Annotated in this window: 12 protein-coding genes; 7 read left to right on the plus strand and 5 right to left on the minus strand. The window is 58.1% G+C overall.

Annotated elements, in window-relative coordinates; all coding sequences use genetic code 11:
• Positions 1–28 precede the first annotated feature (28 nt).
• Genes ACSHXH_RS05765 through bchF form a run of 4 tightly spaced genes read right to left on the minus strand, consistent with a single transcriptional unit; the run spans position 29 to position 6,933 of the window.
• Positions 29–3,598 carry a magnesium chelatase subunit H gene (locus ACSHXH_RS05765; protein ID WP_435670822.1) on the minus strand — a complete coding sequence of 1,190 codons (3,570 nt, stop codon included), beginning with the start codon at positions 3,596–3,598 and terminating at the stop codon, positions 29–31.
• Positions 3,588–5,144: a ferredoxin:protochlorophyllide reductase (ATP-dependent) subunit B gene (gene bchB, locus ACSHXH_RS05770; protein WP_435670823.1), complete on the minus strand. Its 1,557-nt coding sequence runs from the start codon at positions 5,142–5,144 to the stop codon at positions 3,588–3,590. The genes ACSHXH_RS05765 and bchB overlap by 11 nt, the downstream gene beginning before the upstream one ends.
• Positions 5,141–6,427, minus strand: a complete 1,287-nt coding sequence (locus tag ACSHXH_RS05775; RefSeq protein ID WP_435670824.1) for a ferredoxin:protochlorophyllide reductase (ATP-dependent) subunit N — start codon at positions 6,425–6,427, stop codon at positions 5,141–5,143. Before ACSHXH_RS05775 ends, bchB begins: the two co-directional genes overlap by 4 nt.
• On the minus strand, positions 6,424–6,933 hold the full coding sequence (gene bchF, locus ACSHXH_RS05780) for a 2-vinyl bacteriochlorophyllide hydratase (protein WP_435670825.1): 510 nt from the start codon (positions 6,931–6,933) through the stop codon (positions 6,424–6,426). The genes ACSHXH_RS05775 and bchF overlap by 4 nt, the downstream gene beginning before the upstream one ends.
• Before the next feature lie 293 nt (positions 6,934–7,226).
• Here bchF and ACSHXH_RS05785 point away from each other — a divergent pair, with 293 nt between their 5' ends.
• The 7 genes from ACSHXH_RS05785 (at position 7,227) to ACSHXH_RS05815 (ending at position 14,936) form a co-directional block, all read left to right on the plus strand.
• Positions 7,227–8,015 carry a cobalamin B12-binding domain-containing protein gene (locus ACSHXH_RS05785; RefSeq protein ID WP_435670826.1) on the plus strand — a complete coding sequence of 263 codons (789 nt, stop codon included), beginning with the start codon at positions 7,227–7,229 and terminating at the stop codon, positions 8,013–8,015.
• Positions 8,012–9,433, plus strand: a complete 1,422-nt coding sequence (gene ppsR, locus ACSHXH_RS05790) for a transcriptional regulator PpsR (RefSeq protein ID WP_435670827.1) — start codon at positions 8,012–8,014, stop codon at positions 9,431–9,433. Before ACSHXH_RS05785 ends, ppsR begins: the two co-directional genes overlap by 4 nt.
• A gap of 93 nt (positions 9,434–9,526) precedes the next feature.
• On the plus strand, positions 9,527–10,432 hold the full coding sequence (gene chlG / locus ACSHXH_RS05795; protein ID WP_435670828.1) for a chlorophyll synthase ChlG: 906 nt from the start codon (positions 9,527–9,529) through the stop codon (positions 10,430–10,432).
• Positions 10,432–11,712 carry a BCD family MFS transporter gene (locus tag ACSHXH_RS05800; RefSeq protein ID WP_435670829.1) on the plus strand — a complete coding sequence of 427 codons (1,281 nt, stop codon included), beginning with the start codon at positions 10,432–10,434 and terminating at the stop codon, positions 11,710–11,712. The genes chlG and ACSHXH_RS05800 overlap by 1 nt, the downstream gene beginning before the upstream one ends.
• A gap of 2 nt (positions 11,713–11,714) precedes the next feature.
• Entirely contained in the window at positions 11,715–12,899 is a 1,185-nt protein-coding gene (locus tag ACSHXH_RS05805; RefSeq protein ID WP_435670830.1) for a geranylgeranyl diphosphate reductase, read from the plus strand.
• Complete coding sequence (gene idi / locus ACSHXH_RS05810; protein WP_435670831.1) at positions 12,896–13,444, plus strand: isopentenyl-diphosphate Delta-isomerase; 549 nt, start codon at positions 12,896–12,898, stop codon at positions 13,442–13,444. The genes ACSHXH_RS05805 and idi overlap by 4 nt, the downstream gene beginning before the upstream one ends.
• A gap of 88 nt (positions 13,445–13,532) precedes the next feature.
• On the plus strand, positions 13,533–14,936 hold the full coding sequence (locus ACSHXH_RS05815; RefSeq protein WP_435670832.1) for a DUF4214 domain-containing protein: 1,404 nt from the start codon (positions 13,533–13,535) through the stop codon (positions 14,934–14,936).
• A gap of 3 nt (positions 14,937–14,939) precedes the next feature.
• On the opposite strand, the gene dxs is transcribed toward ACSHXH_RS05815, so the two are convergent.
• The gene (gene dxs / locus ACSHXH_RS05820) at positions 14,940–16,865 is read right to left on the minus strand and encodes a 1-deoxy-D-xylulose-5-phosphate synthase (RefSeq protein ID WP_435670833.1); all 1,926 of its coding nucleotides are present in this window, start codon (positions 16,863–16,865) and stop codon (positions 14,940–14,942) included.
• Positions 16,866–16,968 lie beyond the last annotated feature (103 nt).

Below are 16,968 nucleotides of genomic sequence, written 5' to 3' on the forward strand. Positions count from 1 at the left end.
TTGGGCCTCCGGTTATACATTTTGGCGTTCATTCTGCGGCGATCCCCTCAAGGCGATCTTCCAGAGCGTCGGCTGCATCTTGCAATGCGGCCAGAGTTTCGGCGTCGGGATGCCAGTAGTTGCGGTCATGTGCTTCGAGCAGGCGGTTCGCCATGCGGCTCGATGCGGTCGGGTTCAGATCGGCCAGCCGCGCGCGCATCTCTTCGTCGAGGACAAAGGTCTCGCTCAGTCGCTGGTAGACCCATGGCTCTACCTTACCGGTGGTGGCGGACCACCCCATCGTGTTGGTGACCTGCGCTTCGATCTGACGAACGCCTTCGGCGCCGTGCTTGAGCATCCCTTCAAACCATTTTGGGTTGAGGCTGCGCGACCGGGTTTCCAGTGCGACCTGATCCTGCAAGGTGCGGACCTTGCCATTACCGCGCGTCGTGTCGGAGATGTAGATCGCCGCCTCTTGACCGCCGCGGGCGCGTTTGACAGCGCGGGAAATACCCCCCAGCGTGTCAAAATAGTGATCCACCGTGGTCACGCCCAGTTCGACCGATTCGAGATTCTGATAAGCCACATCAACGGTTTTCAGCGTCTCTTGCAGCAATGCGTGGTTGGCAGAGGCTTTGCCGTTCACGCCATACGCAAAGGATTTGCGCGCCTCGTAAGCGTCGGCCAGTTCGTCTTCGTCACCGAAGGCAGAGCTGTCGACCAATGCGTTTACGTTCGATCCATAGGCCCCTTCGGCATTCGAGAAGACGCGCAAGGCCGCAGTTTCGAGGTCAACTCCGTTTTCTTGCGCATAGACCCACGCATGGGCGCGGATGAAGTTCATCTCCAAAGGCTCGTCCGCTTCAGCCGCTTTCTTTGCGGCTTCGGCCAACATGCGGGTTTGCAACGGCAAAAGATCGCGGAAGATGCCGGACAGTGTCATCACCACGTCAATCCGGGGGCGACCGAGTTCCTCAAGCGGGATCAGGTCTGCGCCTGACAAACGGCCAAAGCTGTCAAAGCGCGGCTTTGCGCCGATCAGTGCAAGGGCCTGTGCCAGCGGTGCGCCGTCAGATTTGATGTTATCCGATCCCCAAAGCACAAGCGCCACGGTGCGCGGAAGTGTCTTGTGGGTTTCCAGCAAAAGCTGCGCCTGACGTGCGCCGTCGCGGCAGGCGTATTCGGTCGGCATCCGGAACGGATCGAACGCATGGATGTTGCGGCCCGTGGGCAGCACATCGGCAGAGCGGATCAGGTCGCCACCCGGAACGGGCGGCGTGAACCGTCCGTCCAGCGCGCGGATCAGACCGGCAAGTTCGGTTTCCTGTTGGAGCAGGTGATCGACCTTGGCCTTGGTTGCGTCATCCGCCGCGTCAATCAGTTTAAGATACTCGGCACGAGCATCATCGCTAAACGTCTTGCCAACAATGTGCAGGCCATCCGGGATCAGCGCGTCTTCGGTCTCAAGCAGCTTGAGCCAGAGCGTATCAGGCGCGCTGCCATCCATATCCACCGCTTCGGCCTGTTCAACAATAAGCGTCTCTAAGTCGGCGCGTTCGTGATCTGCGGGACGAAGAGAGCGCCAACGCGTTAGGCTGTCTTTCAGCTCTTGCAGACCCTTATACAGACCCGATTGCGCCAAGGGCGGTGTCAGGTGCGTAACCGTTACGGCACCAGAGCGCCGCTTGGCCAACGCGGCTTCGGACGGGTTGTTAGAGGCATAAAGATACACGTTCGGCATTTCACCGATGAGGCGATCCGGCCAGTCGCGTGCGCCCAGACCGGCCTGTTTGCCGGGCATGAATTCCAATGCGCCGTGCATTCCGAAATGCAGGACAACGTCCGCTATGAACGTGTTGCGCATCCACATGTAGAACTGAACAAAGGCATGGGTCGGGGCAAAGCCGCGTTCGAACAAAAGGCGCATCGGGTCGCCTTCGTAGCCGAAAGTGGGCTGCACGCCGACAAACACCTTGCCGAGCTGCGCACCAAGAACGAACACTCCCCGGCCATCGGATTGGATTTTGCCCGGTGCCGGACCCCAAACCGCCTCAATCGCCTTGAGCGGCGGTGTATTGCGCACAATATCATCCGCGCTCACATGGGCGGCGACGTTGGCCTCTTGACCGTACTGCTTGGCATTGCCTTCGAGAACCGTGGCGCGCAGCGCGGCGACACTTTCCGGTACTTCAAGATCGTACCCTTCGGCCTTCATCGCGTGCAGCGTGTTGAAAAGCGACTCGAACACGCTCAGATAGGCGGCTGTGCCCACTGCCCCGGCATTGGGCGGAAAGCCGAACAGAACGATCCCGACGTTCTTTTCGGCGTTCTGTTTGCGGCGCAGGGTCGCCTGACGCAGCGCTTTTTCAGCAAGGCTGTCGATGCGTTCGCGGCAAGGGGCCATTGCCTTGGTCTGGGTATCGCAGGGGCATTGGAAATGGCAGCCGTTGCAGCCTTCGGGGCTGTGACGCCCACCAAACACCGTTGGGCAAGTTGCACCATCAAGCTCTGGTAGCGCGATCAACATGGTGGTTTCGATTGGGCCAAGACCCTGTTCGCCATTGGCCCACTGGCCCAGCGTTTGAAATTCCAGCGGATGTGCAGCGATATAAGGGACATCAAGATCAGTCAGAACGCTGACAGCCGCGTTGCTGTCATTGTAGGCCGGACCACCTACAAGGCTGAACCCGGTCAGAGACACCATCGCGTCTATCGTCGTGCGGCCTTCTTTGCGGAAGAATTCGGCAATCGCGGGGCGGCCATCAAGACCACCAGCGAAGGCGGGAACGACGGCCAAGCCTTTGGCCTCGAACGCGCGGATGACGCCGTCATAATGCGCAGTGTCATTGGCCAACACGTAAGACCGCATCATCAGCAGGCCGATGGTTGCCTTGACCTTTGCCGGCCGGGGCAGATCGGCGATGTCTGTGGTGATACGCTGCGGCAAATCAGGGTGATACAGAGCCACATCCGGGTATTCGATGGGCGCGTCGGCAACTGCACCAAGCCATTCTTCACGGCCCTTGGCATATTTGCCCAGAAGATAGCGCACCATCGCTTCGATGTTATCGTCTGAGCCACCCAGCCAATACTGCATGACAAGGAACCACGACCGCAAATCCTGTGCCTTGCCCGGGATCAGCTTGAGCATTTTGGGCAGGCGGCGCAGTTGCTGCATCCGCTTTTCGCCCTTTTCGACTTCAGAGTCTTTTGCTTTGGGCTTGAGCGACTTGAGCAGCTTCATCAGACCAGAGGCGGGCTTGCTCATGTCGAGCTTGCCGAGCTTGGTCAGCTTGATGATTTCTGCATCGGCAATCACGCCGATCATGCCATCAACCTTGTCGCGCACAGCATGCAGATCACCCAGGATCGGCTTGATGTGTTCTTCGAGGAACAGCAAATTGGCGACGACCATATCCGCGTCGGCGATGGCCTGTTTCGTCTCGATCAGAGCCTCGGGTGTTTCGGCCCATTCGGCGGCGGCGTGCACAGACACGTTCAGGCCGGGAAAGTCTTTGGCAAGGTTCAACGATGCCCGCGCCACGGGGCCAGCCGCATGGCTGTCCAGCGTGATGATGGCGATGTTATACGCCCGGGCTTCGTTGAAACTATCGCGCATAATGGGCTTTCGCTTCGTAAAGGGTGTCGACACTGATTTCCTGCACGCCACGTTCTGTCGCAAAGGTTTCGGTGTTGCGCTTGGCCTTGCCGCGGACAAAGAACGGGATTTTCTTCAATTCTTTTTCGGCAGCGGGCAGCCAGACGATTTCAACCGGACCTGTGTGCGTGTGCATGGGTTCAGGCGTGTTTGTCTCTGGTTGCGATGGTTCGTTGATCCCCATCTCGCGCAGCTTGGCCTTGTGGCCATGGTGGCTGGGACCGGCATCGTCATGGAATTCGAAATCTTCGCGGAACATGGTCAGCAGGTGCTCTTCCAGACCCATGACAAGCGGATGCACCCAAGTGTCGAAGATCACGTTCGCGCCTTCGATCCCCATTTGCGGGCTGTAGCGCGCCGGGAAATCCTGAACATGCACGGGGGCCGAGATGACCGCGCAAGGGATGCCCAGACGCTTGCCGATATGGCGCTCCATCTGGGTGCCGAGGATCATCTCGGGGGCCAGTTCTTCAATCCAACGTTCGACTTCGAGGTAGTCGTCAGTGATCAAAGCCTCAACGCCAAAATCCTTGGCGGCGGCGCGCAGCATCCGGGCCTGTTCGCGGTTATAGCAGCCCATGCCGACCACTTCGAAACCCATCTCATCCCGCGCAATCCGGGCGCAGGCAGCGACGTGTGTGCCGTCGCCGAACAGGAACACCCGCTTGCCGGTCAGATAGGTGCTGTCAACGCTGGCGGAATACCAGGGCATCCGCAGGCAACTGTCATCGAGAACAGGGTCTATACCTGTGATTTGAGACACTTCTTTGACGAAATCGCGGGTCGCACCAACGCCGATTGGGACCACTTTGGTGTAAGGCTGACCAAACTCGCGCTCCATGTAACGGGCGGCGGTTTCGGCGGTTTCGGGGTACATCAGCACGTTAAAATGCGCCTGACCCATCTTGGCGATATCCGACGGTGACGCGGGCATCGGGGCCACGACATTCACTTCGATCCCCATATCCATCAAGAGGCCGGTCATTTCGACGATGTCGTCGCGGTGGCGAAAGCCGAGCGCGGTGGGACCGATCAGGTTGGCGGTGACACGCGCGGTCTTTTCCATCGGCTTGGCGAGGGCTTTGACGATCTGATAGAACGTTTCGTCCGCGCCAAAGTTTTCTTTGCGCTGATAGCTGGGCAATTCAAGCGGGATGGCCGGGATCGGCAGGCCAAGCGTTTCGGCAAGGCCTCCGGGATCGTCCTGAATCAGCTCGGCAGTACAGGACGCACCCACAATCATCGCTTCGGGCTTGAACCGCTCATAGGCAGCCATTGCGGCGTCTTTGAACAGATACGCGGTGTCCGCACCCAGATCGCGGGCTTGGAATGTGGTGTAGGTCACGGGCGGTCGGTGGTTGCGGCGTTCAATCATGGTAAACAGCAGGTCGGCATAGGTGTCGCCCTGCGGGGCGTGCAAGACGTAATGCAGGCCGGTCATGCCGGTTGCAACGCGCATCGCGCCAACATGCGGCGGGCCTTCATATGTCCAAACGGTGAGTTTCATTCCGCCGCCTCCATCTTGAGGAGGTTGCGGCGGCGCACAGGGCGCGAGAAGAGACCAGCAAGATCGCCCGCCTGTTCGTAGAAGTGCACCGGAGTGAAGACCAGCTCAATCGCCCATTTGGTGGTCAGGCCTTCGGCCTCCAGCGGGTTGGCAAGGCCAAGGCCGCAGACCGTCAGGTCAGGGCGCGCCTCGCGGCAGCGGTCTAGTTGCTTATCGACGTCTTGCCCTTCGGCGATAGTTGGGCCTTCGGACAGCAGATCAAGATCTGGTGCCATGACTGCTTTGTGTATGAAGGGCGCACCGACTTCGATGGCATTCATGCCACATTCGCGGGTGAGAAAGCGGGCCAGCGGGATTTCCAACTGGCTGTCCGGGAAAAAGAACACCGACTTGCCGCGCAGCGCCTCGGACGCTTGGGCAACGGCCTTGCGGGCACGGGCGCGGGGTGCGTCGGTGACTTCGGCAAATTTCGCACCAGACACGCCGAACTGATCGGCAATTGCGCGGAGCCAAGCGGTTGTGCCTTCTTCGCCAAACGGGAAGGGTGCTGCGATGTGGTTTGCGTGACGGCGTTGCAACGCTTCATGCGTGTCGGTCAGGAACGGCTGTGTCAGCGCGTAAACTGTGTTTGGACCGACCCCGTACTCGTCATTCACACGCGACGCGGGCAACACACGGATCGGGCCAATGCCCATTGCTTCCAAAAGGCCAACGGCCTGTTCTTCGACCACATCGGGCAACGCGCCGACCAGCAGCAATTCGCGGGCGTCCGTTGCGGGCAGAACAGGCACCATCGCCGCAAGGCAGGCATCTTCGCCCTGGGTGAACGTCGTCTCGATCCCCGAACCGGAATAGCTCAGCACGCGGACATTCGGCGCGAATTGCGCGCTCATGCGCTCGGCGGCCTTGGCAAGATCGAGCTTGATCACCTCGGACGGGCAGGACCCGACAAGAAACAGTTGTTTGATGTCGGGGCGACGCTCCAACAGCTCACTAACGACCCGGTCCAGCTCTTGTTGGGCATCGGCCATACCGGCCAGATCGGTTTCCTCAAGGATCGCCGTCGCAAAGCGCGGTTCGGCAAAGATCATCACGCCAGCCGCGGATTGCAGCAGATGCGCGCAAGTGCGGCTTCCGACAACAAGAAAGAATGCATCCTGCATCTTGCGGTGGAGCCAGATGATGCCTGTCAACCCACAGAACACTTCATGCTGGCCGCGCTGCTTGAGAACGGGCGTATTGGAACAACCGCGCGCGGGCGGAGGGGTGAATTGTTCGGTCATGCCGTGGCCTCGTCCGTGAGAAGGGGTTTGCTTGCCTCGAGACGGGCGACCCGAAGTTTCCATAGGAATTGGCCAGCGTTGATGACGTAGGCGGCATAGGCAGCCAGTGCGAGCCACATTTCCTGGTTCTGGCCAAGCATGCCGGTCCAAAGCGCCCAGACATAAGCAAGGTGCAGAGCAATCACGAGGAAGGAGAAAACATCCTCCCAGAAGAAGGCAGGCGCGAAGAGATATTGACCGAACACAACCTTTTCCCAGATCGCGCCGGTCACCATGATCGTCAGAAGAAAAACCGTCTTGATCAGGATCGAGATAGTCGCCGCATCATAGCCCACACCTGTCCAGAGGTAGCGGAAAACAAGCGCCAAAGAGACAAGAAAAACAAGGAACTGGATCGGTGCAAGAACCCCCTGAATGGTGGTCCAAATGCTGCTATCGCGGCGCGCGCGCTGTTCCTCTGTGTAGAGGAACGCTGATTTTCCAGCTGCGTGTTGCGGTCGTTCCATGTCTACGATTCCGTTCTTGTTGTTTAAAAAGTATCGTCTGGCCCCGCCAAGTGTCAACTAAAACTTACACTTGGAAATGGTGACATGACAGTTTTTGTAAACCTCGCGCTGATTCTCGAAAATACAGAGAAAATAGCTTGTTATTCGCTATTTTTTTATCTTTACGGCGTTGATTGCGAGGCCTAAAGCCGTTCAGTGTCAATTATCTTTGACATTTTGGGTCAAGAATCAGAGACTAGAGGTGTCTGATATGTTTGACAGGTGTCATGCAGTATCAGTTGCGAGGGTGTGACATGGCAAACGACCATAGCGAAGATCGCGTGTCTTCTGAAGAAAGTCGGCTGGATATTTCTGCTTTGGCGTCCACGGTCCTTTCTGTCCTGAGCGACAAGGGAGAAGACGGCGCGCAAACAATCCGAAGCAGTGTTGTTCAGAAACTTTTGGAGGTCACCTTGCACCCCGGAGCCTTCGATTCCGAAGCCTTGCTGGACGATCTGAAAGACCGCCGGATCACCTCGGACCAGATAGTCGACATCTACATCCCCCAAGCCGCGCGCGAATTGGGCCGCATGTGGAGCGATGATGTCATCGGCTTTGCAAAGGTGACCATCGCAACCGCACGGCTTCAGGGCCTTTTGACAATGCTCGCGCTTCCCTGGGCCGCCAAACCTTCGGAAGTGGCGGAAGGCGTGAATGTTCTTTTGCTTTTGCAGGGGAATGACAGTCACACTTTGGGACCGCATGTTGCCACCGCCCAAATGCGGCGGGCTGGCGCGTCAGTGCGCATCTTGTTTGGCGCGCGGGATGAAACGATTTTGACCGCACTGTCGGAAGAAAGCTACGACATGGTTCTGTTTTCGGGCTCGCGTCCCGACGCGCTTGCATCAATCGCAAAGTTGGTTAAACGCATTAGAACCGGGGTCTTAGCGCCCCCGCCGCTGGTTCTGGGGGGAATTGTACTCAACCTTTCGGATGGCGTTAAAGAAAAGACGGATGTTGATCTCGTTACGAACGATGTGAAGGTTGCCCTGAAGCTGTGCGAAAAGAACAAGTCAAGAAGCAGGTCTTTGACACGGCAATGAACACCACTGGGTCCAGTTTCTGGAGCAGCGGCTCCGTACCGCTTATCGACGCAGAAGTCCTGTCGAGCATCATTACAGTTGCATCCGACATCGCACTTGTCGTGTCTCGTGAAGGCAAGGTTCTGTCAGTCCTGATCAATCCGATTGAAACGTCGTTTGGCAAGCTGAACCATTGGGAGAGCCGGCCTCTTGACGATTTCCTGACACGCGAAAGCCGCCCAAAAGTTGAGGCCGTGATGGCAACGATGGCGAAGGGTGAAGTGCCGTCGCGGTCTGTCGAGCTTAATCATACGGACAATTCGGTTTGGGAATTTCCAGTCCGATACAGCTTTCATCCGTTTGGATCGGACGGGTCGTTCCTCATGCTGGGGCGTGACCTGCGGCCCATCGCGGAAACGCAGCAACAGCTGGTTCAGGCACAGATGTCGCTTGAGCAGGGCTATGAAGCGCGGCGCGAATTCGATTCGCGCTACCGGCTGCTCTTGCGGACCGTGCGGGACAGCATTGTGTTCGTGTCCGTCAATGACGGCAAGATCAAGGATCTAAACGATCCGGCTGCGGCTTTGCTGCATTCAACCCGCGATGATCTGATCGGTGCCAGCTTTGCACAGGAATTCCGCGACAAGCGCCCAGAAGAATTCACCGAAGCCCTGATCAATACGTCCATCTCGGAAAGCAATACAGGTCTTGAGGTGCAATCGCGTCGGGGACGGCAACGGGTGATGATTGCCCCCCAGGTGTTTCGTGCCGCCGGAGAGCGTATTTTGATTTGCCGCTTGTCCACCACCGAGGAAGTCAGCGCACGGACCGACAGCCTGAGCACCAATCTGGCATCAGTCTTTGAAAAAGGATCGGATGCGATCATTTTCACCTCTGCGACCGGGGCGATTGAGGCATGCAACGATGCGTTTCTAGATTTGGTCGATGCGGCGCATGCGGTTGATGTGCGTGGACGCAGTTTTGCAGATTTCTTGGGGCGCGGTCAGATCGACATGAGCGTTCTGGTGGAAAACGCGCGCCGCACCGGACAGATGCGGATGTATTCAACCAAGCTCTTGAACGATTTCGGCGCAAAAACACCTGTCGAAATGTCCGTGACCTATTTCGAGGATCGCAGCGAACCCACGCTGGGCTTTGTGATCCGCGATATCAGCCGTGTGGATGCGATGCGCAAAGCGCCGCTTCAGACGAGCGAAGAGTCCAGCCGCAATGTGATGGAGCTTGTTGGGTCCGCCACATTGAAAGAGATCGTTTCAGAGACCACCGATGTTGTCGAAAAGATGTGTATCGAAACGGCTGTCAGCCTGACACGCAACAACCGTGTGGCCGCTGCAGAGATGTTGGGGCTGTCGCGTCAAAGCCTTTATGTGAAGCTGCGAAAATACGGGCTTCTCAATAAGGATGCCGACGGCGATTGATCCGTTTGCCCGGCGACAAAGCGTCCGTTCAAATGACAATTTGTCCTGCCTGTTTCGCTTGATGTGAGTCGATTTGTCGTGTCTAGTTGACACATGACTGTCAGCGTAAGTTTACACAAAGATCGCTACCCTGCGCCTTCGGCAATGCTGGAGCTGATCAAACCCGTCACGTGGTTCCCGCCGATGTGGGCCTATGCGTGCGGGGCCGTTGCCTCTGGTGTGGCGATTTCCAACCATCTTGGCCTGTTGATTGTCGGCGTGATCCTTGCGGGTCCCGTTGTCTGTGGCATGAGCCAGGCCGCCAATGATTGGTGTGATCGACATGTCGATGCCATCAATGAACCGGGCCGACCCATCCCTTCGGGACGTATTCCCGGACGCTGGGGTCTTTGGATCGCGCTGGCGATGTCAGTGCTTTCCCTGGCGCTTGGCGCACTACTGGGAACTTGGGGGTTCATCGCCACCGTGGTGGGCGTGCTGGCGGCATGGGCCTATTCGGTCGAACCCATTCGGCTCAAGCGATCCGGGTGGTTTGGTCCGGGGCTTGTCGGGCTGTCATATGAATCGCTGCCATGGTTCACAGGCGCTGCTGTCCTCAGTCAGACGCTGCCATCGGGGCCGATCATCCTGATCGCGCTTCTGTACGGAATTGGCGCGCATGGCATCATGACACTGAATGATTTCAAAGCCTTGGAAGGCGACGCCCAGATGGGTGTCAATTCCCTCCCCGTCACGCTTGGTCCTGAAAAGGCGGCCAAGGTGGCCTGTTTGGTCATGATCATCCCACAGATTTTCGTGATCCTTGCGTTGGCAAAATGGGGGCAATCGACACATGCCGCCATCGTTCTGATGCTGTTGCTGGGTCAGCTTTGGGCGATGTCTGTCATGCTCAAAGACCCGAAGGCCAAGGCGCCTTGGTACAACGCGACCGGCGTTCTGATGTATGTGTCCGGCATGATGGTGTCAGCCTTTGCGCTGCGCGCGGTAGGAGTGATCTGATGCATCTGGGTTGGCTTGCCATTGTGCGTCTAGGGTTGGTGCAAATGGCGCTTGGGTCTATTGTTGTTCTGACCACATCGACCCTAAACCGGTTGATGGTTGTCGAATTGGCCCTGCCCGCTGTTCTTCCCGGGCTTTTGGTTGCGCTGCATTACGGCATTCAGATCACCCGCCCAAACTGGGGGTTCCTGTCTGACAAGGGCGGCAACCGCACCCGCTGGATTCTGCGAGGCATGGTTATTCTTGCCGCCGGGGGCGTTCTTGCCGCAGTTGGTGTGGTCGAGATGGAAGCAAGCTATTCTTTTGGCCTGACCTTGTCCGTGATCGCCTATGCGCTGATCGGTCTGGGCGCTGGCGCTGCGGGCACGTCGGTTCTGGCCCTTCTGGCCACCGCGACCGCACCACATCGCCGGGCTGCTGCTGCGACGATCACGTGGTTGATGATGATTTTCGGCATCGCCATGACGGCTGGTGTCGTAGGTCAATTGCTTGATCCTTACACACCTGCCGTGCTGATCGAAGTTGTGACCGGCGTCGCGCTAGCCGCGCTGGCGATCACCGTTCTAGCCACCTGGCGCATCGAACGCGGTGTCGAAGCCGCACCCGAACCCGATCCTGTGCCCTTCCGCGAAGGTCTGGCAGAAGTGTGGGCCGAACCCAAGGCACGACTGTTCACGATCTTCGTATTCCTGTCGATGACCGCTTACTTCATGCAAGAGCTGATCCTTGAGCCCTATGCCGGTCTTGTCTTTGGCTTTACCCCCGGCGAAAGCACCACACTGTCCGGCATCCAGAATGGCGGCGTCTTTCTGGGGATGCTGACCGTCGGGATCGCCGCAACCGCGCTGCGTTTTGGATGTTTGCGCAACTGGGTGATTGGCGGCTGTCTTGGTTCGGCGGCAAGCCTGTGCGTGATTGCCATTCTGGGCGGCTATGCCCTGCCTGATACCTTGTTGCCTGCGGTGTTTGCCCTTGGGTTCTTCAACGGCACCTTTGCCGTGGCCGCCATTGGGTCGATGATGGCGCTGGCTGGCGAAGGTCGGGAAAAGCGCGAAGGCACCCGCATGGGACTTTGGGGCGCGGCGCAAGCGATTGCTGCCGGGTTTGGCGGCCTGACCGGGGCTGCTGCCGCAGACATCATGCGCACCATGACCACCGACGCACCGGCCTTTGGGGCCGTCTTTGTCTTTGAAGCCGGATTGTTCCTGTGCGCCGCCTTTATGGCGTTGCGCATCATGGAAGGCCGTCCGGCGCATGCCGAACTGATCGCAGGAGAGTGACCATGTACGATGTCGTTGTTGTAGGCGGAGGCCCGTCCGGTGCAACCGCTGCCGAAGACCTTGCCCGCTCGGGGCACAAGGTTGCACTTCTGGACCGCGAGGGCCGGATCAAACCTTGTGGCGGGGCCATTCCTCCGCGTTTGATGCAGGATTTCGACATTGGCGAGGACCAGCTTGTCGCCAAGGTGAACACCGCGCGGATGATCTCGCCGACGGGACGGCATGTCGATATTCCAATCGAAAATGGCTTTGTCGGGATGGTCGATCGCAAAGATTTCGATCCTTTCCTGCGCGCCCGCGCCGAGGCGGCTGGGGCCGAACGGTTCACCGGGACATTCGTGCGCATTGACCGCGACAAGCCCGCCAAGAAACGTCGGGTGATCTACCGCGACAAGGAAACCGGGGAAGAACGGTCGCTTGAAACCCGACTGATCATCGGCGCGGACGGGGCCAAATCCCGTGTGGCCCGCGACGAAATTCCCGGTGGTGACAAGGTGCCCTTGGTCTTTGCCTATCACGAGATCATCTCCGCCCCCGAAAAGAGCGATGTCTACGACCCGCTGCGCTGTGACGTGATCTATGACGGCGCGATCAGCCCGGATTTCTATGGCTGGGTGTTCCCGCATGGCGGCACGACATCGGTTGGGATGGGCACGTATATCCAAAGCGTGAACCTGAAAGACGCGACCGCTGCCCTGCGCGAGGCGGCCGGTCTGACAGAGTGCGAAACCCTGCGGAGAGAAGGCGCGCCGATTCCCCTCAAACCGCTGCGCTTCTGGGACAATGCCCGTGATGTGGTGCTTGCAGGGGATGCGGCCGGTGTTGTTGCGCCCTCCAGCGGCGAAGGCATCTATTATGCCATGGTTTGTGGCCGGGTCGCTGCGACCGCCTGTGCCGCAACCCTGAAATCAGGACGCATCACCGACCTCGCGCTTGCCCGAAAACTGTTCATGAAGGAACACAAGACCGTGTTCCGCGTGCTTGGCCAGATGCAGGACGCCTATTACAAAAGCGATGCGCGCCGGGAACGGTTCGTGTCCCTGTGTCATGATGTCGATGTGCAAAAACTGACATTTGAAGCGTATATGAACAAAAAGCTCGTCAAGGCCCGGCCCTTGGCGCACCTGAAGATCGGCTTCAAGAATGCGCGTCACCTCTTGGGGCTGGTACGGGAGACCCATGTATGACCCAGACCCTTATCCCTGCGTGGCGTGGTGACACGCTGGAACCTGTTGAAAAGCTCGATGCCCATATTCGGGGGCTGAAACACAAGGCGATTTCGGTGTTCGTGCTGCGTCGGGATGAGATCTTGATCCAGCGACGCGCGATGGGAAAATATCACACCCCCGGGCTATGGGCGAATACATGTTGCACCCATCCGAACTGGAAAGAAAACAGCCTTGATTGTGCGAACCGGCGATTGAAAGAAGAGCTGGGAATCACCGGGCTGACACTCGATTACCGGGACCGCGTTGAATACCGTGCAGATGTCGGTGGCGGCCTGATCGAACATGAGGTGGTCGATATCTTTGTGGCCGAGGTTGAACGCGCTCCAATTTTGGCGCTCAATCCCGACGAAGTCATGGCGACTCGGTGGGTGCGGTATGGCGATTTGATGCAGGAAGTGATTAACGAACCAAGTCGCTTCACCCCCTGGTTACGCATTTACCTTGACACATATGCGCCGCAAATCTTCGGAGATTTGGCTGTTTCCTGCGTAAACCCGGCGTAAAATAGCTAATTTTAAACACATTCGCTCCTGTTTCTTGCCCTAGTCTGTCCCTAGACATTTATGTGGGGCTCGAACTGGGGAGTTCGTGATGTCTGCTGCTGCTACTGCCGCCAGTGATCTGGAACGGTACATGTTGGATCTCGTGAACGAGGAGCGCACAAGCCGTGGCTTGAACGCACTCGTGCTCGATAAGGTTTTGAACGCATCTGCCGATGCGCATTCGTCGTGGATGCTGGAGGAAAACATCTTCAGCCACACGGGGATTGGTAATTCGACGCCGACCCAACGCATGACCGCTGAAGGGTTTGACCTGTCTGGGTCGTGGCGCACCGCCGAAAACATCGCCGCGCAAAGCGAACGCGGTGACTCTGGACTGTTTGACGACGTGTATGATCTGCACATCGCGTTGATGAACAGTGCCGGTCACCGTGCGAATATCCTTATGCCCGACCTCGAAGTGGTTGGGATCGGAATTCAAACCGGGACGTTCACTTATGACACCGGGACATATTATTCCGTCATGGTGACACAAAACTTTGCGATGACCGGTGGACAAACCACACCTGATATCGTCGGGCAAACCAATACAACGCCCAGCGCTGCAAACGTCCAGACCGACACAGTTGCTGTGCTCGTCGGGACATCAACTGCGGAAAACCTTATCGGGACAGATCAGAACGACACGATCACCGGGTCAGGCGGCAATGACATTCTGTCGGGTCAAGGCGGCATCGACACTGCCGTTTATATGAATGACATCTCGAACTATGCGCTGACCATCTCGGACGGAACAATCGTGATTGCCGACCGGAGCGGGGGCGATGGCACAGATACGCTCAACAGCATCGAGCTGCTGGATTTCAACGGTACGATGTTTGAGCTGAACAAGTTCACCAATGTAAGCTCTTTGACGGATGCCGACATGCTGGCGTTTTCAGAACTTTACGTTGCGTATTTCAACCGCGCACCGGATGCGACAGGGCTATTGTTCTGGGGGTCAGCGCTGGCAGATGGCATGACCATGAACCAGATTGCCAGAGAGTTCTTTTCGCAGCCCGAAACCCAGGCCCTTTATGGCGGATCAAGCAGTACGGGTGATTTCGTTACGGCTGTTTATTCCAACATCCTTGGGCGAGACCCGGACGCGATTGGATTTACTTACTGGACCGACCTTCTGGACAGCGACGCGATCGAACGGTCCGAATCCATTCTTGCGATGCTTGATGGCGCAAAGGCCGCAACCGGAAGCGCCGCTGACGCACAGTTCCTTGCAACCAAGGCAGAGATCGGCGCCTATTTCGCAGTGGTCAACGGATTGAACAACGTCTCCGTGGCCAACGCGGCAATGCAGACCTTTGACGGGACAATGGCCTCCGTGGTCGAGGTCAAAGACATCATTGATGATCACGCAGCGCAGGTGGACACGATGCAGGGGTCTGAATTCACAATCAGCGTCACGGGCCTTGTTGAAGACGCGCTGGACTGGGTGTGACCCTCACGCACCTTTCGTGAGGGGAACCACCTTGCCATCACTGGACGTAAGAGACACCGCGATCTTGTAGAGATCAAACCGGGTCAGGCCGGCATCGGCGTACATTTCGTCCGGTGAAGCCTGATCGATAAAGCGATCAGGCAGGGTCATCGTACGAACTTTAAGCCCCCGGTCCAACAAGCCGTGATCCGCCAGTTCGTGCAGAACCATCGCGCCAAACCCGCCACGTGCGCCCTGTTCGACCGTCACCAAGGCAGTGTGCGTCATGGCCAGTCGTTTGATAAGATCAATGTCCAACGGCTTGGCAAAGCGAGCGTCAGCAATAGTGACGCTGACCCCGTCTTTCTCGAGCAAGCGAGTGGCCGCTTCGACCTCTGCCAGATGCGCACCAAAGCTGAGGAAGGCAACATCGCTGCCCTCTTGCAAGACGCGGCCTTTGCCGATTTCAAGAACCTGGCCGCGTTCGGGCATTTCCACGCCATTGCCAGAACCGCGCGGATAACGGAATGCAATAGGTCCGCTGTCATGTGCAACCGCCGTGGCAACCATGTGCATCAGCTCGGCCGCATCGGCAGCGGCCATGACGGTCATGTTGGGCAAAGCCGTGAGATAGCCAACGTCAAACGCGCCAGCATGGGTCGCGCCATCTGCCCCAACAAGCCCGGCGCGGTCGATGGCAAAGCGAACGGGCAGATTTTGCAACGCAACGTCGTGCACAACCTGATCGTAACCACGTTGCAGGAAGGTCGAGTAGATCGCGCAGAACGGCTTGAGCCCGGACGCCGCCATCGCCGCCGCAAAGGTCACGGCGTGCTGTTCAGCAATGCCCACGTCAAACACGCGGGCAGGAAAGCGATCAGCCAGAATATCGATCCCGGTGCCACCCGGCATGGCGGCTGTGATGCCAACAATGTTCGGATCGCGCGACGCCTCGTCAGTGAGCGTGTCGCCGAAGACCTTGGTGTAGCTGGGCGCATTCGGCTTGGATTTCGCCTGCGCCCCGGATTCCACGTCAAACTTTGCCACGCCGTGATATTTATCGGCACTGTTTTCGGCATGGGCGTAACCCTTGCCTTTGACGGTGCAGCAATGGATCAGGACAGGCCCGGTCGCACGCGCCCGCGCGGCGCGCAGAACAGGAAGCAACTGCCCCATGTCGTGTCCGTTGATCGGACCAATATATTCAAACCCAAGTTCTTCGAACAATGTGCCCGACCCTTGCAGGTTCCCGGTCACAAGCTGGCGCGCGCGTTTTGCACCCTCACGCATTGGTGCGGGCAGGGCGGATTCGAACCCTTCGGCAAGGGATTTGACCTTGGCCAGCGGCTCATTGGCGTACATCCGGCTGAGGTAAGATGACATCGCGCCAACGGGCGGGGCGATGCTCATTTCATTGTCGTTAAGGATGACAAACAAACGGCGGCCTTCGTGACCTGCGTTGTTCATCGCCTCGTAAGCCATGCCTGCGCTGATCGACCCGTCACCAATCACGGCAATTGCATCGCCGGTGGGGCGGCCCATATCCCGGCCAACTGCAAAGCCAAGCGCTGCAGAAATCGAGGTGGAGGAGTGCGCGGCGCCAAATGGATCGTATTCGGATTCGCTTCGTTTGGTGAACCCGGAAAGGCCGTCTTTCTGGCGCAGCGTGTTCATCCGGTCCCGGCGTCCGGTCAAAATCTTATGCGGGTAGCATTGATGCCCCACGTCCCAGATCAGCTTGTCCATCGGCGTGTTGAACACCGCGTGGATGGCAACCGACAATTCGACGACACCAAGGCTCGACCCAAGATGTCCGCCGGTTTGCGACACGGCAGACACAACTTCGGCACGAACCTCATCGGCGACGGCCCTAAGCGTGGCATCGTCCATCTTGCGAAGATCGGCAGGACCAGCAACGCGATCAAGATTGGGGGTATGGGGGCGTGTCATGTGGCAGTCTCCTCGGGGGACAGAGGTGAAGAGAGGCGCCACGTTTGCAAGGGGTACCAAGAAACGTGACGCCAGTTCCTGTAGCCAACAGGAAGGGAACCGG

The sequence above is a fragment of the Marivita sp. genome (genome assembly GCF_051251565.1).
In the GTDB taxonomy this organism is placed as follows: Bacteria; Pseudomonadota; Alphaproteobacteria; order Rhodobacterales; family Rhodobacteraceae; genus Marivita.